At 65.2% G+C, this 20,616-nt stretch carries 19 protein-coding genes; 2 read left to right on the forward strand and 17 right to left on the reverse strand.

Annotated elements, in window-relative coordinates:
- Nucleotides 1-29: 29 nt before the first annotated feature.
- Nucleotides 30-455: a nucleoside-diphosphate kinase gene (gene ndk, locus HLG70_RS12585; protein WP_171664063.1), complete on the reverse strand. Its 426-nt coding sequence runs from the start codon at nt 453-455 to the stop codon at nt 30-32.
- Nucleotides 456-856: 401 nt separating this feature from the next.
- On the opposite strand from ndk, the gene HLG70_RS12590 reads away from it, so the two are divergent.
- Complete coding sequence (locus HLG70_RS12590; RefSeq protein WP_171664062.1) at nt 857-3,751, forward strand: valine--tRNA ligase; 2,895 nt, start codon at nt 857-859, stop codon at nt 3,749-3,751.
- A gap of 75 nt (nt 3,752-3,826) precedes the next feature.
- On the opposite strand, the gene HLG70_RS12595 is transcribed toward HLG70_RS12590, so the two are convergent.
- The 8 genes from HLG70_RS12595 to rpsP all read right to left on the reverse strand — a co-directional run bounded on the left by HLG70_RS12595 (nt 3,827) and on the right by rpsP (nt 10,132).
- Entirely contained in the window at nt 3,827-5,116 is a 1,290-nt protein-coding gene (locus tag HLG70_RS12595) for an NAD(P)/FAD-dependent oxidoreductase (RefSeq protein ID WP_171664061.1), read from the reverse strand.
- Nucleotides 5,117-5,125: 9 nt separating this feature from the next.
- Nucleotides 5,126-5,857, reverse strand: a complete 732-nt coding sequence (locus HLG70_RS12600) for an amino acid ABC transporter ATP-binding protein (protein ID WP_171664060.1) — start codon at nt 5,855-5,857, stop codon at nt 5,126-5,128.
- Entirely contained in the window at nt 5,854-6,507 is a 654-nt protein-coding gene (locus HLG70_RS12605) for an amino acid ABC transporter permease (protein ID WP_171664059.1), read from the reverse strand. The genes HLG70_RS12600 and HLG70_RS12605 overlap by 4 nt, the downstream gene beginning before the upstream one ends.
- 121 nt (nt 6,508-6,628) lie before the next feature.
- Complete coding sequence (locus tag HLG70_RS12610; protein ID WP_171664058.1) at nt 6,629-7,384, reverse strand: ABC transporter substrate-binding protein; 756 nt, start codon at nt 7,382-7,384, stop codon at nt 6,629-6,631.
- 99 nt (nt 7,385-7,483) lie between these two features.
- Complete coding sequence (locus HLG70_RS12615) at nt 7,484-8,155, reverse strand: helix-turn-helix domain-containing protein (RefSeq protein ID WP_171664057.1); 672 nt, start codon at nt 8,153-8,155, stop codon at nt 7,484-7,486.
- Nucleotides 8,156-8,282: 127 nt separating this feature from the next.
- Nucleotides 8,283-9,155, reverse strand: a complete 873-nt coding sequence (trmD, locus tag HLG70_RS12620) for a tRNA (guanosine(37)-N1)-methyltransferase TrmD (RefSeq protein WP_171664056.1) — start codon at nt 9,153-9,155, stop codon at nt 8,283-8,285.
- Entirely contained in the window at nt 9,155-9,772 is a 618-nt protein-coding gene (rimM, locus tag HLG70_RS12625; protein ID WP_171664055.1) for a ribosome maturation factor RimM, read from the reverse strand. Before rimM ends, trmD begins: the two co-directional genes overlap by 1 nt.
- Nucleotides 9,773-9,871: 99 nt before the next feature.
- Nucleotides 9,872-10,132, reverse strand: a complete 261-nt coding sequence (gene rpsP, locus HLG70_RS12630) for a 30S ribosomal protein S16 (protein WP_006224007.1) — start codon at nt 10,130-10,132, stop codon at nt 9,872-9,874.
- 449 nt (nt 10,133-10,581) lie between these two features.
- Here rpsP and HLG70_RS12635 point away from each other — a divergent pair, with 449 nt between their 5' ends.
- Complete coding sequence (locus tag HLG70_RS12635; RefSeq protein WP_171664054.1) at nt 10,582-11,163, forward strand: hypothetical protein; 582 nt, start codon at nt 10,582-10,584, stop codon at nt 11,161-11,163.
- A gap of 66 nt (nt 11,164-11,229) precedes the next feature.
- Here the strand turns inward: HLG70_RS12635 and HLG70_RS12640 are convergent, their stop codons facing one another.
- The 8 genes from HLG70_RS12640 to HLG70_RS12675 form a co-directional block, all read right to left on the reverse strand.
- A complete protein-coding gene (locus tag HLG70_RS12640) occupies nt 11,230-11,499 on the reverse strand; it encodes a sulfurtransferase TusA family protein (protein WP_171664053.1) in 270 nt (89 codons plus the stop codon).
- Nucleotides 11,499-14,123: an alanine--tRNA ligase gene (alaS, locus tag HLG70_RS12645; RefSeq protein ID WP_171664052.1), complete on the reverse strand. Its 2,625-nt coding sequence runs from the start codon at nt 14,121-14,123 to the stop codon at nt 11,499-11,501. The genes HLG70_RS12640 and alaS overlap by 1 nt, the downstream gene beginning before the upstream one ends.
- An 81-nt stretch (nt 14,124-14,204) precedes the next feature.
- Nucleotides 14,205-15,257 (reverse strand): prepilin, encoded by a 1,053-nt coding sequence (locus HLG70_RS12650; RefSeq protein WP_234103081.1) that lies wholly within the window; start codon nt 15,255-15,257, stop codon nt 14,205-14,207.
- Between the two features lie 14 nt (nt 15,258-15,271).
- Nucleotides 15,272-15,874 carry a type 4 pilus major pilin gene (locus HLG70_RS12655; protein WP_171664116.1) on the reverse strand — a complete coding sequence of 201 codons (603 nt, stop codon included), beginning with the start codon at nt 15,872-15,874 and terminating at the stop codon, nt 15,272-15,274.
- A gap of 70 nt (nt 15,875-15,944) precedes the next feature.
- Nucleotides 15,945-17,081 (reverse strand): general secretion pathway protein, encoded by a 1,137-nt coding sequence (locus tag HLG70_RS12660; RefSeq protein ID WP_171664050.1) that lies wholly within the window; start codon nt 17,079-17,081, stop codon nt 15,945-15,947.
- Nucleotides 17,074-18,801: an ATPase, T2SS/T4P/T4SS family gene (locus HLG70_RS12665; protein WP_171664049.1), complete on the reverse strand. Its 1,728-nt coding sequence runs from the start codon at nt 18,799-18,801 to the stop codon at nt 17,074-17,076. Before HLG70_RS12665 ends, HLG70_RS12660 begins: the two co-directional genes overlap by 8 nt.
- Nucleotides 18,798-19,295: a hypothetical protein gene (locus HLG70_RS12670; RefSeq protein ID WP_171664048.1), complete on the reverse strand. Its 498-nt coding sequence runs from the start codon at nt 19,293-19,295 to the stop codon at nt 18,798-18,800. The genes HLG70_RS12665 and HLG70_RS12670 overlap by 4 nt, the downstream gene beginning before the upstream one ends.
- The gene (locus HLG70_RS12675; RefSeq protein WP_234103083.1) at nt 19,282-20,616 is read right to left on the reverse strand and encodes a hypothetical protein; all 1,335 of its coding nucleotides are present in this window, start codon (nt 20,614-20,616) and stop codon (nt 19,282-19,284) included. The genes HLG70_RS12670 and HLG70_RS12675 overlap by 14 nt, the downstream gene beginning before the upstream one ends.

The raw sequence follows: 20,616 nt of genomic DNA on the forward strand, positions 1-20,616 counted from the left end.
AAAAGCTTTGAACAATTGTTCCGCGAAAATCAACGGCTGTGGATGTTGATTTCGGGGAAGAAGAACGCGATTTCGACAGCAGCCGTTTCCGGAGCGTCGGAGCCGTGGACGGCGTTGGCGTCGATGCTGTCGGCGAAATCGGCGCGAATGGTGCCGGGGGCAGCCTTCTTCGGGTCCGTGGCGCCCATCAGGTCGCGGTTCTTCAGGATGGCTTCTTCACCTTCCAGCACTTGCACGAAGACCGGGCCCGAGATCATGAAATCGACCAGGTCCTTGAAGAAGGGACGTTCCTTGTGCACGGCGTAGAAGCGCTCGGCGTCGGCGCGCGACAGCTGGGCCAGACGGGCGGCGATGACCTTCAGGCCGGCTTGCTCGAAACGGCCGACGATCTGGCCGATCACGTTCTTGGCAACGGCGTCGGGCTTGATGATCGAGAGGGTGCGTTGAATGGACATAAGAACTCCAAAAACTGATTTCTGACTGGTTTCTAGTGAATTGCCTGGCGTGGCTCTGCGCTTGTCGGTGTCACCCTTGAAGCGTCATTGCGCTGTTGGCGCACAGGCGGTCCGAAACGAATGGATGTCTCGGGCCTTCCTGAACCACTTGGCCAAGGCAGGGATTCGACACTGCCGACCTGTCGGACGCGCCCCGGATCGTTCGCCGGATTCCGAACACGAGCGGACATGAACTATTCCGCGCGCATTTCTGAAGGAATCCTCAATGAATTCAGGGACTTCTAAAAGGTTTACAGTAACCCGGTATTCTAACACGCTGAGAAGACCGCATTACATCTTAAAATGAGCGGTTTGCTGCCCGTATCCCTAGCCCGGGCGCCCCTGTCTGCCGGAACCCTGTAATGACTCAAGCTGCTCCCCCGAACGCCTCGACTCCCGCGAGCGACACCCCGGAACTCTCCAAGAGCTTCGAACCCTCCGAACTGGAATCCCGCTGGTACGCCGAGTGGGACAAGCGCGGATACTTCACGGCCGGCCAGCACGTAAAAACGGGGACGGAAAGCCAGCCCTACGTCATCCAGTTCCCGCCGCCCAATGTGACAGGCACCCTGCACATGGGCCACGCATTCAACCAGACCATCATGGACGGCCTGATCCGCTACCACCGGATGTCGGGCGACGACACCGTGTTCATCCCGGGCACCGACCATGCCGGCATCGCCACGCAGATCGTCGTTGAAAGACAGCTGGACGCCGATAAGATCACCCGCCACGACCTGGGCCGCGAGAAATTCGTGGAAAAGGTGTGGGAATGGAAGGAAAAGTCCGGCAACGCCATCACCGAGCAGGTTCGCCGCCTGGGCGCGTCGGCCGACTGGCCGCGCGAGTACTTCACCATGGACGACCGCATGTCGCGCGGCGTGGTGGAGACCTTCGTGCGCCTGCATAAACAGGGACTGATCTATCGCGGAAAGCGCCTGGTCAACTGGGACCCCAAGCTGCTGACGGCCGTTTCCGACCTGGAAGTCCAGTCCGAAGAGACCGATGGCCACATGTGGCACATCCTCTATCCCTTCGTCGACGGACCGCAGACCATCACCGACAAGGATGGCCAGACCGTCACGCTGCGCGGCATGACCATCGCCACCACCCGTCCGGAAACCATGCTGGCCGACGGCGCGCTGTGCGTCCACCCCGACGACCCCCGCTACAAGCACCTAGTCGGCAAGGAAGTGGAACTGCCGCTTTGCGACCGCAACATTCCCATCATCGCCGACGACTTCGTCGACCCTGAATTCGGCACGGGCTGCGTGAAGATCACCGGCGCGCACGACTTCAACGACTACGCCTGCGCGATGCGCCACGATCTGCCGCTGATCGTGATCTTCACGCTGGACGCTCACATCAACGAGAACGGCCCGAAGCAATTCCAGGGCATGGAACGCTATGAGGCCCGCAAGGCGGTCGTGGCGCAGCTGGAAGCTGAAGGCTATCTGGTCAAGATCGAGCCGCACAAGATGATGCAGCCCAAGGGCGACCGCACCGGCGTCGTCCTGGAGCCCATGCTGACCGACCAGTGGTTCGTGGCCATGAGCAAGCCCGCGCCGGAAGGCACGCTGAACCCCGGCAAGAGCATCACCGAGGTCGCCCTGGAAGTGGTGGCCGACGGCCGCATCCAGTTCTACCCCGACAACTGGACCACCATCTACAACCAGTGGCTGAACAACATCCAGGACTGGTGCATCTCGCGCCAGCTCTGGTGGGGCCATCAGATCCCCGCCTGGTATTCGGAAGACGGCCAGGTCTTCGTGGCGCACGACGAAGCCGGCGCGATCGAGCAGGCGCGTGCCGCCGGCGTCACGGGTGAACTCACGCGCGACCCGGACGTGCTGGACACCTGGTTCTCGTCGGGCCTGGTGCCCTTCACGACGCTGGGCTGGCCTGAAAACACGCCGGACCTGCAGCGCTACCTGCCCTCCAGCGTGCTGGTCACGGGCTTTGACATCATCTTCTTCTGGGTCGCGCGCATGGTCATGCTGACCACGCACCTGACCGGCCAGATTCCGTTCAAGCACGTCTACGTGCATGGCCTCATCCGCGACGCGGACGGCCAGAAGATGAGCAAATCCAAGGGCAACACCCTGGACCCGGTCGACCTGATCGACGGCATCGACCTGGACGGCCTGGTCGTCAAGCGCACCTACGGCCTGATGAACCCGAAGCAGGCCGGAGCCATCGAAAAGGCGACCCGCCGCCAGTATCCGGACGGCATCCCCGCGTTCGGCACCGACGCCCTGCGCTTCACGATGGCCGCCTACGCGACCCTGGGCCGCAACATCAATTTCGACCTGAAGCGTTGCGAAGGCTACCGCAACTTCTGCAACAAGCTGTGGAACGCCACGCGCTTCGTGCTGATGAATACCGAAGGCCACGACCTGACCGGCCCGGATGCCGGCGAGCTGTCCTTCGTGGACCGCTGGATCGTGAGCCAGATGCAGACGCTGGAAGCCGACGTTGCCCGCGGCTTTGCCGACTATCGCTTCGACAACATCGCCAACGCGCTCTACCGCTACGTGTGGGACGAGTACTGCGACTGGTACCTGGAACTGGCCAAGGTGCAGATCCAGACCGGCACGCCGGCCCAGCAGCTGGGCACCCGCCGCACGCTGATCCGCGTCCTGGAATGCGTGCTGCGCCTGGCGCACCCGATCATTCCGTTCATCACGGAAGAACTCTGGCAGAAGGTCTCGGTGGTGGCAGGCAAGCGCAAGGAAGGGGTGGCGGACAGCGTCAGCGTCCAGCCTTTCCCGCAGGCCAACCCCGCAGCCGTGGACGCCGCGGCTGAAGCCGACGTGGCCGAACTGAAGGCGCAGATCGAAGCCGTGCGCGCCCTGCGCGGGGAAATGAGCCTGTCGCCCGCCCAGAAGGTGCCGCTGTGCGCCCAGGGCGATGCGCCCAAGCTGACCCGCAACGCGCCCTACCTGGCCGCGCTGGCCAAGCTGAGCCAGGTCGAGGTGCTGGACGCCCTGCCGGACGCCGGAGCCCCGGTCCAGGTCGTGGGCGCCAGCCGCCTGATGCTGCACGTTGAAATCGACGTGGCGGCGGAACGCGTGCGCCTGGACAAGGAAATCGCGCGCCTGGCTGGTGAAATCGCCAAGGCCAACGCCAAGCTGTCCAACGCCAGCTTCGTGGAACGCGCTCCGGCCGCCGTGGTCGAGCAAGAAAAGGCGCGCATGGCGCAGTTCGGTGAAACCCTGCAAAAGGTGCAGGAACAGCGGGCCAAGCTGGGCGAGTGAACCGCGGCGCCGCCGCGCTGAAAGAAAAACCCCGGAGATGGCTTCCGGGGTTTTTTTTCGACGAAGCCGCAGCACTCAGACACCGCCGTCGGTCATCCGATACCACGTCACCACGGCATTGACGTAGAGCCGCCGCAGGCCGTAGAGGGGAAACGGCACCACCGGCGACAAAGGCACTGGCAGCGCGCTGGCGTCGCCCGTCGCCACGTATTGCGCCATGGCCTGGCCCATGCTGGTCTGCAGGCCCACGCCGCGCCCCTGGCAACCGATGTCCACCAGCAGCCCGGGTTCCGGCTCATGCAGGTGAGGCAGATAGTCGCGCGTGATGGCGACGCGGCCGCACCAGCGGAATTCGAACGGCGTGCCCGCCACCTGGGGGAACATCTTGAGCATCACGCGCTCCAGGTGCGCCCAGTCTCCGGCCCCCCTGGGCTCGCGGAACGGACCGCGCCCGCCCATCAGCAGCCTGCCCTGGTGGTCCAGGCGGAAATACAGCAGCAGGTTGCGCGTGTCGGACGAGACGTGCCCCTCCGGAAATATTCCGGCCCGGATGTGTTCCGGCAATGGCGTGGTCGCGACCTGAAACGTATTGGCATCGATGATCGACGGCTTCAACCCCGGCCACAGGTCGCCGCCGTAGGCATTCGTGCACATCACGACGCGGTCGGCCGTGACCGTGGGACCTCGGGCGGTGGACGCCGTCCATTTGCCGCCCTCCCGCTTCAGGCCGGTGACGGGGGTGTCCGTATGAAGAAAGGCGCCTGCATTCAACGCGGCGCGCGCCAGGCCTCGCGCGTAACTCAGGGGCTGCACCGCGCCCGCGCGCTTGTCGAGCCAGCCGCCCAGGTATTTGTCCGCGCCGATCAGACGCGCCACCTGCGCGCGGTCCAGCGGCTGGGCATCCGCGCCATGCCGCGCCCACTGCGCGGCGCGCTCGTGCGCCACACGCAAGGCCTCGGGATTGTGCGCCCCCTGGATCCAGCCGTTGCGCACATGCGGCACATCCATGGCGTGACGCTCGATCAGGTTGAACACCGAGTCCGCCGTGGCGCCGGCGAATCGCAGCAGCCGTTCGCCGCGTTCGGGGCCGAACATGGAGAGCAAGGCGTCGGGGTCATACTTCAGGCCCGGAATGACCTGGCCGCCATTGCGGCCCGATCCGCCGAAGCCGATCTCCCGCGCTTCCAGCAATACGGCCTTGATTCCCCGCTCCGCAAGATGCAGCGCGGTGCTCAAGCCGGCGTAGCCGCCGCCGACCACCAGGACGTCCGCCTGCGTGGAAGCGGACAGCGGCTCGGTGGGCGGAGGCGCCGCCGCGGTCGCTGCCCACAACGAAGGGGAAAGAGGAAACGGCGCTTGCTGCATGGTGATTCCTTACATGGGATGCAGCACGCGGCGCAGGAAATCCTGCGTACGGGGATGCTGCGGATGATTCAGCACTTCACGGGCGGCGCCCTGCTCCACCATGACGCCGCCATCGAAGAACATGACGCGGTCCGCGACCTCGCGCGCGAAGCTCATTTCGTGCGTCACGACGACCATCGTCATGCCTGCCTCGGCCAGTTTGCGCATGACGCCCAGGACATCGCCGACCAGCTCCGGGTCCAGCGCGGAGGTCGGCTCGTCGAACAGAATGGCCTTGGGCTGCATTGCCAGCGCGCGCGCAATCGCCACGCGCTGCTGCTGGCCGCCGGACAACTGGTTCGGATGCGCGTCCTCCTTGTCCGCGAGGCCCACGCTGGCCAGGAGCTCGCGGCCCCGCTCCAGCGCCTGGGCGCGCGGCTCCTTCTTCACGAAGATCGGCCCTTCGATCACGTTCTCCAGCGCCGTGCGATGAGGAAACAGGTTGAAGCGCTGGAACACCATCGCCACCTGCGTGCGGATCGACACAATGGACGGCGAATCGCAATCCACGAGTTCTCCGTCCACGGTGATGCGACCGGCGTTGTAGCGCTCCAGCCCATTGATGCACCGCAGGATGGTTGACTTACCCGACCCGGACGGACCGACCACGCATACCACTTCGCCCTGAGCAACCTCGGCGTCGATGCCCTTGAGCACCTCGAGCGGACCGAAGCTCTTGCGGACTCCACGGAGTTCGATCATTTGGTGGCGCTCCTTTTTTCCAGATGCCGGACCAGCAGAATCAGCGGCACGCACATCACCAGATACATCAGCGCCACCAGCGAAAATACCGTGGCGTTCTTGAAGGTGGAGACGGCAATCAGCTTGCCCTGCAGAGCCAGTTCCGCCACCGTGATGGTGGAGGCCTGCGAGGAGTCCTTGAGCATCATGATCATGATGTTGCCGTAGGGCGGCAGCACGATCTTCACCGCCTGCGGCAGCACCACGCGCCGCATGGTCAGGCTCCAGCTCATGCCCATGGCCATGGCCGCTTCGATCTGCCCGCGGTCAATGGCCTGGATTCCCGCGCGGAAGTTCTCGGCCTGGTAGGCGGAATATGCCACGCCCAGGCCGATGATCGCGGCCTGCACCGCGCTGAGCGAGACCCCCATGTCGGGCATCACGAAGTAGATATAGAACAGCAGCACGATGATGGGTATGCCGCGCAGCAGGTTGATCACGCCGCCGCTGAAACTGGACAGGTATTTGTTGCCAGAGACCCGCATCAGCGCCCACACCAGCCCCAGCACCGTGGACAGCGCAAGCGAGCCCAGCGTGACCAGGATGGTGAGCTTTGCGCCTTCCAGCAGTATCGGCATGAACTCTGCCGCGTCTTTGAAGAATTCCATCATGACTCAACCCACCCCGACAGGACTGCCCGCGGGAGCGCCGGATGCGCCCCATCCGCCGGCGGGCACGACCGCGCCGGCAGAGCTTGTGCAATTGATTGGTTAATGCGCGCTCAAGCCAGCGTCATGCGCCGCCCAGGCCCCACTTCTTCAGAATGGCGTCGATGGTGCCGTCAGCCTTCAGCTTGGCCAGCGCCTTGTTGATGCGCTCCAGCAGCTCCGTGTCTTCCTTGCGCGTGGCCAGGCCCAGGCTGCCCAGGATGGTCGGCTGATAGGACTGCGCCATCTTCAGATTGGGATAGTTCCCCTGCGTCAGAATGTAGGTGGCGATGGGAAAGTCCATGAAACCGCCCTGGATGCGGCCGGCATTGGCATCGCGCATCATGTCGGGCGGGTTGTCGTAAAGCTTCACTTCCTTGAAGACGCCACTTTTCTGGATCGGTTCCACGAACGCGGTGCCGACCTGCACGCCGACCGTCATGCCTTTCATGTCGGCGAACGACTTGTATTCCTTGTTGTCGGTCTTCAGCACCATCAGCCCTTCGCCGTAGCGGTAGACCGGCTCGGAGAAGCTCACCACCTGCTGGCGCTGCGGGGTGATGAACATGGCTGCCGACACGATGTCGATGCGCTTGGACGTCAACGAGCCGATGAGCGCCGAAAATGCCATGGGCTCGATCTGCACCGCGAAACCGGCTTCTTTGCCGACCGCCTTCACGATGTCGACCATCACCCCCTCGATGCTGTTGGTCTTGGTATCGAGAAACGTGAACGGACTGCCGGTAGGCGTGGACCCGACCTTCAGCACGGTTTGGGCTTGCGCGCCCGCGGCCATGGACAATGCTGCGAATACAGAGACAACAAGAGTCTTGAATTTCATGACATATCCTCATCGTGGCAAGGAAATCCGGACGGCGTTCCGCGCGCCCGGTGGCGGAATGATCCCCAGTGTCATCCCGCCGCATTAGGTGCTGCGCGCTCATGGCGCCTGTTGCGTGTCGTCCCCCAAGGCTTGATTGATGTTCGATATGGCCCAGATGACCTCGGTCGTCTGAGACCCGGGATTGCGCCAGCGGCGCGGTGTGCTGCTGGCATAGCAAAAACTGTCGCCTTCCTTGAGCAGGATGACGCGATCGCCCACCCAAAGCTCCAGCGAGCCCTTGAGCACCACGCCGATCTGCTCGCCCTGCCCGGTGACGAAAAGCTCGTTGCCGGTCGAGCCGCCGGGTTCGATGGAGGCCCGGCACAGATCCATGCTGCGGCACGCAGGCGGCGTGTACATCTCTTTGCTGATGCCTTTTTCCTTCAGGTCAATGTAGCGGTGCGCGCCCGCGCGGACTACGCGCCCGCCATCCTCGCCCTCGGTATGTTCCGCATTGCGCAGCAGTGAGTTGACCGAGACGCGGAACTCGCGGGCCAGCAGCTGCAGCACTTTCACGGATGCGGAGCTCAGGCCTCGTTCGATCTGGCTGAGCAGGCCCAGCGACATACCGCAGGCCCGGGCCACATCGGCCAGCGACCGCCCGTGCTGCTTGCGCAGCTGCCGCAATTGCTGGCCCAGCCAAAGATCGACGGCGGACTCGGGACGCCCGGCCAGCGCGAGGGTCGACGGCGTCACATTGGCACGGCGTTCGGAGGCGGAGCGGCTCATATGAAAATTTCACGTCTGTGTAATTTTCAATACTAAGGAGCAGCGAAAATGCCCACAACCTAGGAACATCCCTAGCGGTTGCGGGCATGGACAGAGCCGATGGAGAGGCCGTCAGAGGCCGGAAGCGTCAGGACGCGTCGGAAGCCTTGGGCGTATCGGGGGCAACCGGAGGGACATCGCCGGAGGCGGGTTTCCTGGGCTTTCGACGGTGGGGAGAGACCTTGTCCGCAGGCACCTCGGTGCCGCCCAGTTCCGCCAGGTAACGTTCGTCCAGCTTGGTCAGCCAACCCTTGGCGCGGGCAGCTTCGATCAGTTCCGGCCGCCGCGCGGCGGTCAAGGCCAGGGAACGCTCACGCCGCCAGCGGGCGATATTCGCGTGATGCCCGCTCAGCAAGGGAGCGGGCACGGATTCTCCGTCATACACCTCTGGACGGGTGTAGTGCGGGCTATCCAGCAAACCGGACAAGGTATCGTTGAATGAATCCTGCAGGGCGGAATCACCGTCGTTGAGCACGCCGGGCAAGAGGCGCACGGCGGCATCGATCACCGCGAGTGCGGCGATTTCCCCGCCAGACAACACAAAGTCGCCCAACGAGATTTCATGCGTGACGCAGCGTTCGATGAAACGTTGGTCCACGCCTTCGTAACGGCCGCAAATGAGGATGATGCCGTCGCTTGCGGCCAGCGTTTCGGCGCCGGCCTGATCGTAGCGCCGGCCCACGGGCGCCAGCAGCGCCACGGGCGCGCGGCCCAGGCCCTGTGCGGCGCGCGCTTCCTGGGCGGCATTGACGGCGGCTTCCAGGGGAGCCGCCATCATCACCATTCCGGGGCCGCCGCCGTAAGGGCGGTCGTCCACCGTGCGATGCACGTCCTGCGTGAAATCGCGGGGATTCCAGGCGTGCAGGGACCACCGGCCCTGGGCATGAGCCCGGCCGGTGACGCCCAGGTCGCGCACCACCCCGAACATCTCGGGAAAGAGCGTAACGACGTCAAATCGCATCAAAGATCCGCGGGCCAGTCGCTGTCGATGCGACGAGCGGCCAAATCGACGGCGTGGATGTGCGCGCGTACGAACGGAACGAGCATTTCGGCGGGTCGGCCTTTGGCGTCCAGGATGGGCTCGGGACCTTCGGCCCCCACCTTCTGGCACAAGACCTTCAAGACGGCATGAGCGCCGTTATCAAGGACCTCGCCAACCACGCCTATCAGCGCGGGTTCGCCGTTGGCGCTGGTGTACAGCGCGCAACCGATAAGATCGACCCAGTAGTATTCGTCTTCCTCTGGCGCGGGAAAAGAACCGCGCGGCGCTTGCACGGAATAACCGCGCAGCGCTTCGGCCTGATCGCGATCGGCAATGCCTTTCAACTGCGCCACCACGGTGGCGCCCTGCGAACGGACTTGCACGATCTTGAATGCGACAGGCGCAGACGCGACAGCGCCCCGCGCCAATTCAGGCACAGGGCGAGTCAACCACCATTGAGACGCTGAGAGCAGCACTTCGGCATTGGCCGAATGTGGCTGCACCTTAACCCAGCCTTTCACACCGTAGGCTGCAGTGATGCGGCCCAGCTCGATCAAATCCGTAGGCGCCGCGTTGGAGGTTGCGGCATCAGACATGTATCGTGCTCTTGTTAGTGATCTTGGTAGCTATAAAGCAACGAACGATAGCTTTTAAGCGTAGTAAAACTAGCAGCTCGGGCTTTGCGACGCGGGCAATCAAGCCGCGGCGGAAACCTTGGCCGAGTAGTCTTTGACCAGACGCTCGACAGCGGGCGACAGTTGCGCGCCGGTGCCAGTCCAGTATTGCACGCGGTCCAGCGCAATGCGCAGGTTTTCCGTGCCTTCGCTAGCTACGGGGTTGTAGAAACCCACGCGCTCGATGAAGCGGCCGTCGCGACGGTTACGCGAATCGGTGGCCACCAGGTTGTAAAACGGACGCTTCTTGGACCCACCGCGGGCCAGGCGAATCACCACCATAGGTAATCCCTTGAATTAGTTGTGAAAAACGGGAAATTCTAGCACTTAAACAAGCCTGCTGGCAAATGGAGGGTGCTGAAATCTGTGAGGCGGCGCGATTTGTATCCTAAAACACCACATCCGGGTATTCTACAAACACGGGCCTTGGCCCGCCGCAGCCCAAAGTGTAGCCGCCCAGCCGCGCTTGTGCCTGCCTAGTGCCCACTTTTAATGCGTTTGAGCAATTCGTGCGTCTGAAAGAATAACCCGATTGGAGAGATCGGTTTTATGCTGTTCTACGCAATACTCTGCGCCCTGCCTCGCCAGACCGCACCGCAACGGCGCCGTCACCGCACTTCTTTCACAAGCCTCCCCGCCCTGAGCCCGGACCTTCCGCGGCCCATGACCGCGTCCCTTCTTTTTCCAGCGTTTTTCCCCAAAAACTTCCTCTAACTGGAGGGTGCTACACCATGAAGAATCAAAAATCAGTCTTCGCTCCCGCCGCGCGCCTGGCCTTGGCTGGATTGCTGGCGGGCACACTGGCGATGCCGATCGCCGCCTCCGCACGCGTGATCGGCGCAGCACTGACAACCGCCTCGGGACAGGTCACAGCCGTGGACCAGGCCACCCGGACCATCACGCTGCAAGGCCCCAACGGCAATACCGTGGACGTCGTTGCAGGGCCGGACATCCGCAACTTCCAGCAGATCAAGCCCGGCGATACCCTGACGCTGGACTATTACGAGTCGGTCGCCGTCGATGTGCGCCCTGCCGGCTCGGGTGCACCCGAAGTCGTGACCGAGACCGCGGCCACGCGCAGCGCCAAGGGTGCCCGGCCCGGAGGCGCCATTGGCCGCCAGACCACGATCACCGCCGAGATCTGGCATATCAACAGAAGCGCGAACCTGGTGATACTGAAGGGTCCGCAAGGCAACAGGCGCACCATCCAGGTACGGGACCCGGCCCTGCGGGAAAAGCTTCAGCAATTGAAGGAAGGCGATCTGGTGGACTTCACCATCACCCAAGCGGTCGCCGCGGCCATCCACAAGTAAAGAGCGGCTGCTCACGAAAAAGGCCCGCTTTCACGGGCCTTTTTGCTTTTTCCTGACTTCGGCGAATCAGCGCCGGCGCAGGAAATGCACGCCGCGGCCGTCGGTTTCGCTTTGCGCGACCAGCGCATTGCCGGTCTGGCGCGCAAAGGCCTGGAAGTCGCGGATCGCGTTGCGATCCGTGGTGATGACACGCAACACCTGCCCGCTTTCCATCTGCGCCAATGCCTTCTTGGCGCGCAAGATGGGCAAGGGACAAGTCAGGCCGCTGGCATCGACCTCCTGCTCGAAGGCCGGCGCCTCGGCGCCAGTATCAAGGCTGGTATCAACGCCGCTCATCAGAGTCGCTCGTCCACCCATTTCTGCACGCCGGCGATCGCCGCGGGCAATGCCGCGATATCGGTGCCGCCGCCCATGGCCATGTCGGGACGGCCGCCGCCCTTGCCGCCCACCTGGCTGGCGACGAAGCCCACCAGGTCGCCGGCCTTGATGCGGTCGGTCAGGTCGGCGGTCACGCCGCCCACCACGCTGATCTTGCCATCGGCGGAGCCGGTAGCCAGAAGCACGACGGCGGGCTTCAGCCGATCCTTGAGGTTATCGACCATGCCGCGCAGCGCCTTGGGATCCACGTCGCCGATGCTGGCGGCCAGAACCCTGATGCCCTTGACCTCGACCGCGGCGCTGGAAGCCAGGTCGTTGCCGGCGCTGGCGGCCAGCTTATTGCGCGATTGCTCCAGTTCCTTCTCGAGCGCCTTGACCTGGTCCTGCACCTGCGCGATGCGCACGGGCAAGTCGGCGGGCGTGCTGCGCAGCATGCCCGCGACCTGGGTCAGCAAGGCGTTCTGGTTCTGCACCCAGGCCAGCGCGTTGTCGCCGGTGATGGCTTCGATGCGGCGCACGCCCGCAGCCACGCCGCCTTCGGAGACGATCTTGAACAGGCCGATGTCGCCAGTGCGGCTGACATGCGTGCCGCCGCAGAGTTCACGCGAGAAACCGATATCCAGCACCCGCACCGTATCGCCGTATTTTTCGCCGAACAGCGCCATGGCGCCGCCCTTGACGGCGTCATCGTAGGCCATGACCTGGGCGACGGTAGGCTGGTTGGCCAGGACTTCGGCATTGACGATGGCCTCGACGCGGGCGATCTGTTCCGCCGTCAACGGCGCATCCTGCGCGAAGTCGAAACGGGTCTTGTCGGGATCCACCAGCGAGCCGCGCTGCTGCACATGCGCGCCGAGCACCTGGCGCAACGCCTTGTGCATCAGGTGGGTGGCGGAGTGGTTGCGGACCGTGCGGGCGCGGCGGACTGCATCCACGCGGGCCAGCAGGGTGTCGCCGACCGACAGCGCACCGGATTCCAGCACGCCGTGGTGACCGAACACGCCGGCCTGGATCTTCAGGGTATCGGCGACGGCAAAGCGCAAGCCGTCGGCTTCCAGCAGGCCGGTGTCGCCGACCTGGCCGCCCGACTCCGCGTAGAACGGGGTGGCGTCCAGCACGACCACGGCGCTCTGGCCGGCCTTCACGTCCTGGACCTGGGTGCCGTCGACGTACAGAGCCGTGACCTTGACGTTGTCCAGTTCCAGTTTTTCGTAGCCTTCGAAGCGCGTTTCGGCGCCTTCGTAGCTCAGGCCTTCGGCCATCTTGAATTTGCCGGCGGCACGGGCCTGGTCGCGCTGGCGTTCCATGGCGACCTCGAAACCGGCCATGTCGACTTCCACTTCGCGTTCGCGGCAGATGTCGGCGGTCAGGTCCACGGGGAAGCCGTAGGTGTCATACAGGGTGAACAGCGTGGTGCCGTCCAGCACGCCGCCCTTGGGCACATTGGCCAAGGCCGTGTCCAGGATGCGCATGCCGTGTTCCAGGGTTTCGCCGAAGCGCTCTTCTTCCTGCTTGAGCACCTGGGCCACGCGGTCGGCCGTTGCGGCCAGTTCCGGGTAGGCCTCGCCCATTTCGGCGACGAGATCGGGCACCAGACGGTGAAAGAACGGCTTGGTCTGGCCCAGCTTGTAGCCGTGGCGCAGCGCGCGGCGGACGATGCGGCGCAGCACATAGCCGCGGCCTTCGTTGCTGGGAATCACGCCGTCGACGATCAGGAACGAGCAGGCGCGGATGTGGTCCGCGATGACCTTGAGCGAGTTGTCTTCAAGGTCCTTGATGCCGGTTTCGCGCGCGGCGGCGGCGATCAGGTGCTGGAAGAGATCGATTTCGTAGTTGGAATGCACGCCTTGCAGGACGGCGGCGATGCGTTCCAGGCCCATGCCGGTATCGACACAGGGACGCGGCAGACGCGGCATGTTGCCGGCGGCATCGCGTTCGAACTGCATGAACACCAGGTTCCAGATCTCGATGTAGCGGTCGCCGTCTTCTTCGGGCGATCCCGGGGGGCCGCCCCAGATCTCGGGGCCGTGGTCAAAGAAGATTTCCGAGCACGGACCGCAGGGACCGGTATCGGCCATCTGCCAGAAGTTGTCGGACGCGTAGCGCGCCCCCTTGTTGTCGCCGATGCGGATGATGCGCTCGGTCGGCACGCCGACTTCCTTGGCCCAGATGTCGTAGGCCTCGTCATCTTCCTGGTACACGGTGACCCAGAGCTTTTCGGCGGGCAGCTTGTAGACCTGCGTCAGCAATTCCCAGGCGTACTGGATGGCGTCACGCTTGAAGTAATCGCCAAAGCTGAAATTGCCCAGCATTTCGAAGAACGTATGGTGGCGGGCGGTATAGCCCACGTTCTCCAGGTCATTGTGCTTGCCCCCGGCGCGCACGCTGCGCTGCGACGAGGTGGCACGCGTGTACGACCGCGATTCCTTGCCCGTGAAGACGTCCTTGAACTGGACCATGCCCGAATTGGTGAAGAGCAAGGTCGGGTCGTTGCCCGGGACGAGCGACGACGAAGGAACAATGGTGTGTCCCTTGGACTTGAAGAATTGCAGAAACTGCTGGCGAATCTCGGAGGATTTCATCGTGGATGAAGCAGAATTTAGGCGAATCGTTGATTATAGAGGGTTGGCGGACATACGCGGGAACGGGGCATCGCCTGCGGGCTACCGGAGGCAGACGTAACCGGTGGTCCACCCCTCGATCTCTGACCATTTGCCCCCTGCGGAAACAATCACGCCCGCGTAGCCGTCCGGGCAGGAACACTGCCCCGTGCGCGGATTTGCGGTGGAAACGCCCGTGTAATGAAAGCAGCCCAACGGCCAATTCATGCTGTACGCCCCTCCAAAACCGCCGCTTGCCTGCGTCCAGACGCTGGACTGGCAGGCAAGCAGCTCCCCTTGGTCGGAACTGGCCAGCGCGCCCGATGCGACATTGCAGAAATGGCCCGGGGTCTCCCGGGCGCCCACGGTCAGGTAATTCCCCGCATGAACGTTGGCCGCCACCGAGAGCGAACCCTGGAGGTCAGGGTCCCGCGTATCGCGCATTTTGACGTAGCTGCTCAGATCCGGTTGCCCGCTGCCGGCCCCTGCCCCCGCCCACAGCGCCAGCGTGCCCGGCGCATAAGTGGGCGCGCCGGGGGCCAATGGATTGGGAAAGTTGTACGCGGCCCCGCGCAATTGGCCTGGCGCTTCTGGCCACACCGCTCCGCCGTAACCGCCCGCAGCCTCGATGACGGAGGCCATGGCGATTTGATCGGGAAATTGCGTCCCCTTTTTTAGCAGCGGCTTGTCGGCATAGACCACGCCGTCGATGCGGCAAGCCTCGCCCGGACACGCCGGCGCCCGGGAAATCCTGATTTCCGCTCCAAAGCCCATGGCAGACTGGTTGGGGAAGTCGGCGGGCAAGTGCCCGTGGCTGCGCAGTTCGGCCAGGGTGGGCCCGAACGGGTCCACGAACAAGGGCTGGCCTTGGCTGCTCTTGGGCGCCTCCCCCTTGGCCATGGCATCGAAATGCCGCGCCAGCACTCCCGCCACCGCCAGGCGGACCTGGGTCAGCCACACCCCCGTCGACCGCGCCGCGGACGCTTCTATGCCGTGCACCACCTGGTTGGACGCCCAGATGGCGATCGCGGTGGTAATGGCGAGCGCCAGCGCCATCGCCGCCAACGAGAAACCCGACTGGCGCCGCGGGCGGGCGCGGAAGGGACGGTTCAACACGCAGGAAGGCCGGCTCATCTTGCGGTAAACACGAAAGTATTGACATCGCCCTGGCTGCATTGGGCCTGGGCCTGCGCGGCGCGGTAGGGCACGCTGGGCCTGGCTATCGAGTCCTTGACGACCTTGGCTCCGCTATTTCCCGTGATGGAAATGATCTCTGACACGCGCTGCAGTACGGAAGCCAGGGCCGGGCAGGCCGCGTGGCTGACGCTGGTCAGCGTGAGCGTGAACGCGGAGCCCGTGCCCGCGCCATCGACGGCGGCGGGTTCGACCTCGACCACGCCGCTGCCGCCCGCTCCGCTGCCGCCCAGTCCATGGGCGATGCTCGCCGCGGCGCCGGAGCCCTGCACGGCCAGCACGGTGGAGTCGCGCAACGCATTGGCCAGGGCGCCGGTATCCAGCCCGGTGTAGGGCGTGACGCCGCCGCCTTGCGCGTTGATTTTCATGCTGGCGATAAAGCGCTGCAGCTCTTCGCCCACCTTGGGCACCTTGTTTTCAATCACATAGGCGCCAATTGCCGGGATGCCGACAATCGCGATCAGCAAGACAATGGCGGTGACGATGGATACTTCCATCAACGAAAACCCCATTTGGCGCACAGCGCCAGACCGGAACATCACAAGACCTTGCATCATTACCCCCTTTGAATGAAGCGCGCAGTGCGGCCGCGCCGTTATTGCCGGCCTTTTACTGGCTGGCGTAGAAATTGGTCAGCGCCTGGCGCAGCTCGTCGATCACGGCGTAGTGCCAGAGCGTGATCCCCAGCACGGTCGCCAGGGACGAGACCAGCAACGACCAGCGCAGTACGAGCGACTGCCGCCGCACACGCGACAGCAAGCGGAGTTCGACGCGCTGGCGCACGCGAGCAAGCCCGGCCTCCACGCCCAAGGCATCCATCATGTCGGCCATGTACCACCACGTTTCCGGGTCCAGCAGCCCCGTGCTGAATATTTCGGGACCGCTTGCGCCAGCGTCGATGCGGTTCAACATGGCTTGCAGATGCGCATGCAGCCAGGGGTGCGCATCCCGGGTCTGCACGGACAGCGCGCGCCGCAATCGGGTGTCGGCCGCCCCGTGCTGCCGGATGAGCACGGCCAGCAGAGAAAGAAAGCGGATCGCCTGAAAATCCCGGTACAGCCGCCAGATCAGCCAGCGATCCAGGACGGCCCTGAGGTCTCCGGTGAGGTTCGCCAACGACCACAGGCTCAGCAGGACCGAGCCGAAAACCAGGACAACCCAAAGCGCAAGCCACTGCCTCAAGCCCTCGGCCAGCGCGAACAGCGCGCGTGTCAGGGGCGCGTAGTCCTCGGGCGGCACGGCCTGAAATACCTGCTGCAGCCGCGGCACACTGAAAAATGGGATGGAACACAGCAAGGCGAAGGCCACGATCGCCGCCACCACGCCCGCCATGGAAGCCGACACCAAAGCCGTCCCGGCGTCGGATGCCAGCCTGGCGGCGCGCGCCAGGTCCCGCAGCGCCGCCGCCAGGTCTCCGCCCTCTTCCTGCACACAGCTGAGCAATTGGCATTCGCTGGACGGCAGCGTTGCGGACCAGGCAACGCCCAAGTCGCCGCCCGCATCCAGATAGGCCGTCGCCCAGTGCTGGCACAGGCGGCCTCGCACGGTATCCGGCCCGTAACGGCGCGCGTCGTCTTCGAAGATGTCGCGCAGGCTCTTGCGCCCTTGCGTGCCTTCGACAACGTCGGCCAGATATTCGTAGTAGTCCGCGCGGCGTGCACGAAAGCGCAATGCGTCCAGCCACGATTGACGAGCGCCGCCGGCGAGCCGGGACCATGCGGAGGGGTGCAGCGCGGGATCAGCCATGAGCACCCCTGGCCGGTTCGACGCCCACGGCATTCGGCATCACGGGCAGGTCGAACCTGCGCAGCAGCGTCCGGGGGTCGATTTCCCCCAGGCTGACCTTGTACAGGGCGCAATCCAGCGCCCGCACGCCACGCGTGGGGGCCTCGCGCCAGGCCGCCAGGCCGGCCGCCTGGACCATATCCTTCAACCCCAGGTTGTCGCGCTTGCGCACCCGATCCAGGAATCCATCCGCGCGCTCGGGCTCCACCATTTCCGCGGCGACGCTGCGGCCCGCCGTGCCGTTGAGCTCGGGCAGTTGCTCGCGCCGGCACTCGGGGCAGCCCGCCGCGTTCCTGACCCTGAGCGTATCCGCGTCCAGCTCGAAAGCTCTTTGCATTTCCCGCACCCATCCCCGCCAGTCCCACCCGGCGCCGGACACTTGGTGCCGTTGGGCTGCGCCCCAAAGACTGTCCACCGGCAGTGAGCAGCCATTGCAAAGCCGGGGGAGCAGGGTCTGGTAAACAAGCAGCTTCAGGATGCCGGGCGAGGCCAGGAATTCGCGCGACACGCCGATCGCATCCGACGCCAGGCGCTCTGGAATCATCGCTGCCGAGCCTGCATGCGTGGTGGCGTACAAGCTGACGCCCGAGCTGGCCAGATCCATGAAGGCGCGGCCGGTGTGGGTGTCCCGGATCTCGCCGATCAACAGGTCGTTCATCGCCGATCGCTTGATCGTCTTGAGCTTGGCATCCAGGGCGGGCCACGCGGAATCCGCCAACGCGCCTGCCAGTGTGTTCTGCAGGGCATTGCCGATGTGGTATTCCACCGGGTCTTCCAGTGTGATGACCTTGCGCGTGGGCGCAATGCCGCGCATCAACGCGGCGATGGTGGTCGACTTGCCGGAGCCGACGACGCCCGCCAGCACGATGGCCCCGCCCTCGCGCTCGCGCGCCCGCAGCAGGGTCTCGGCCTGCCCCGGCAGATAACCCAGCGCACGCAGGTCGCCGTCAACGGTCGCGTCCAGCCGCAAGATGCGCAGGCACACCGAAGGCCCTGCATCGGCGGCAAGCGACGCCCAGCGCAGCACGATGGGAATGGCTTCCAGGTCGAGCGCGATGCGCCCCTGTTGCTCAAGCGCGGGGTCGAAGACCGCGCCATTGCCGCCGCGCACATCCATCCAGGCCACGGCCAGCACATCCAGCAGCGTGGAGCTGGACAGGCCCGTGAACCGGTCGGTGCCGACGTACTCGCCATGGATGGTGTAGCGGATTTCGCCGGCGTCGCGCCGCTGGTTCACGTTGATGTGAACATCGCTTGCGCCTTGGACCACTCCCCAGCGCACGATATCGAGGAAGAGCGCGGCCAGCGCCGATGCGCGCTCGGCCTGCTTCGCCCTGGCCCACCGCCCCGGACCCGAAGCCATGAACTGGCCGCGCGCGATCATCAGCAGGAGCGGCGCGGGAAGCGCGTAGCGGGAGGGTTGCGCCATCCGGTACCCTGCGGCCCTCACCATGCGTTCGACTTCATCGATCTGATCGCCCACCGTGTACTCCTTCACGGCGAAGACTGCGGCCTGCCCCCCTTCCAGCAACACCGGGCACAGGCGCCCGGCCAGCGCGGCCAGGTCGAATTCGCCCCGCAGCGCGCGGACGAACGCCGGCTCGAGGCGCTCGATGTCCTCAGGCGACCGGAGCTCGGGCGGACGCGCGGCCAACGCCGTGGGCAAGGATTGCGTTGTCATGGCCGGACACCCCCTGCGTCGAGACAGGCAGTATGGTCGCGGCCGTCGCGGTGCAGGCGCACACAGGCGCCGTCGATGGTCAACAGGCGATAGGCATCCATGGTGACGGCTCCCTCGACAGGATCGGCGCGGCCCGCCCGATAGCGCAGCAGCGCGCCATTGACGACGACGTCGACACTCAGGCTCCTGGCCGTACCGAATATCGCGGCCACCCGGATGTCGTCCCGCCTTGGCGGCGCCGATGTCGCCAAGGCGGAAGATTGGCCGCCGGGCGCGCACAGGCCGGGGACTCTGCAATCCGCCAAGGCTGCGGCGGCATCGGCCCGCAGCAAGGTAAGCACGGTCTCGGCTTCCGGCCAGGGCTGCGGTTCCTGTGCCTGTGGCGCGGCGGCCAGGGCGCGGCATTCCGAGGCCGTGCCAGCGGCCAGCGCGACGCCAAGGAAAAGTCGTCCGAGGGCCGGTCGGCGCCAAACGCAATGCCTATTCCTGTTCATAGATATCTCCTTGCAATTCGGCAACAAGCGCGCTGGCCGCCAGACTGGGCTGCAATTGCGGCTGAACGTTCACGACCAGGCGGGACCAGCGGGCCGCAGGGATCGGCCCCGGCAAGAGCGCCATGGAACGCAGGGGCCCGTGCAAGGTGAGCGCCCGGCGTCTGATGACGGGCCTGTCGGCTCGCGCCGCATCCGCAGGCGCGGCGGCCGCCTGGGCAGGGGCAGGCATGCGTGGCAGCAACGGCATGGGCGGCGACAGCACGACCGAAGCAAAGGCCGGCCGCAGGCCTTGCAGGCCGCCCGCCACCTGCGTATCGACATGGAGCGCGGAAGGCAGCGTCAGGTCGGCCAGCCGTAACCCGCCGGACGCCATGCGCCATGCCAGCGTGGCTTCCTCGAGCGGCTTGAACGACACCTGCCATCCGGCCGGCAGCAAGGCGTAAAGACCGTGATTGGTGGCCAGGGGATGGGCCCGGGCGTAGACGGCGGAGCAACTCCATTGCTGCGCGCCGGCTTCGCACTGCGCCCGTCGCAAGGCCCAGCCCCGGACCTGTATGGGCAGCCTGCCGACGCCAGCCAGCAAGCGGCGCAGTTCGGTCGCAGCGTGCGCGGCAGTGCTGCTCAACATGGCCTGGTAGGCATCCACCTGCGGATCACGGACCGCAGCGGGCCCGGGCTGTGTCGCCTGCTGCCCGAACAGCGAACCGACCGTGGAGTTCCACAACGGGGGAGCCGCGGCGGCAAGGACCATGCAAATCAGGAACAACCGCAACGCCAGCGGCAGCTCCGCCCAGCGCGAAGGCAGCACCGTCAGCCGGGCACCGGGCTCGACCGCCTGCAAAAGGGCCGCCCAGACCTGATCGGCGGCGTGCTCCTTCAAGGCGGGGCGCTGGGCGAGCAACGCTCTTTGCTCGTGCAGCGCCTCTTCAAGCGAACCGAACACCCTGTCCGTCTGCGACAGCACCGTGCCACCCAGCGCCGCCACCAGCCAATGCCGCCCGTCCGGCAGGCGGACCACGCTGTGGCCGCCATCCGGGTACAACAGCGCAAACAGCTGAGCAGCCGCCTGCAGATGTGAGCCGGCCTGACGCGGGGCCCGGGCATGCTGGCCGCGGCGCCATCCCGAATGCGTCCGACCATAGCCCGCCACCGTCGCGGGCGCGCCGCCCACTACGTAATGCGTGGCCCGCAGGCGCCGTCCTCGCGAACGGGCCAACGCGGGAACGTTGGATCCGATCAGCGCGAACCAGCGCAGACCAAACGCCAGCATGCGTTCCGAGCCGGGACATTCAAGCAGCAGAAATTGGGGAGCCCGGTTCAC

It is taken from the genome of Achromobacter deleyi, from assembly GCF_013116765.2.
GTDB lineage: Bacteria > Pseudomonadota > Gammaproteobacteria > Burkholderiales > Burkholderiaceae_B > Achromobacter > Achromobacter deleyi_A.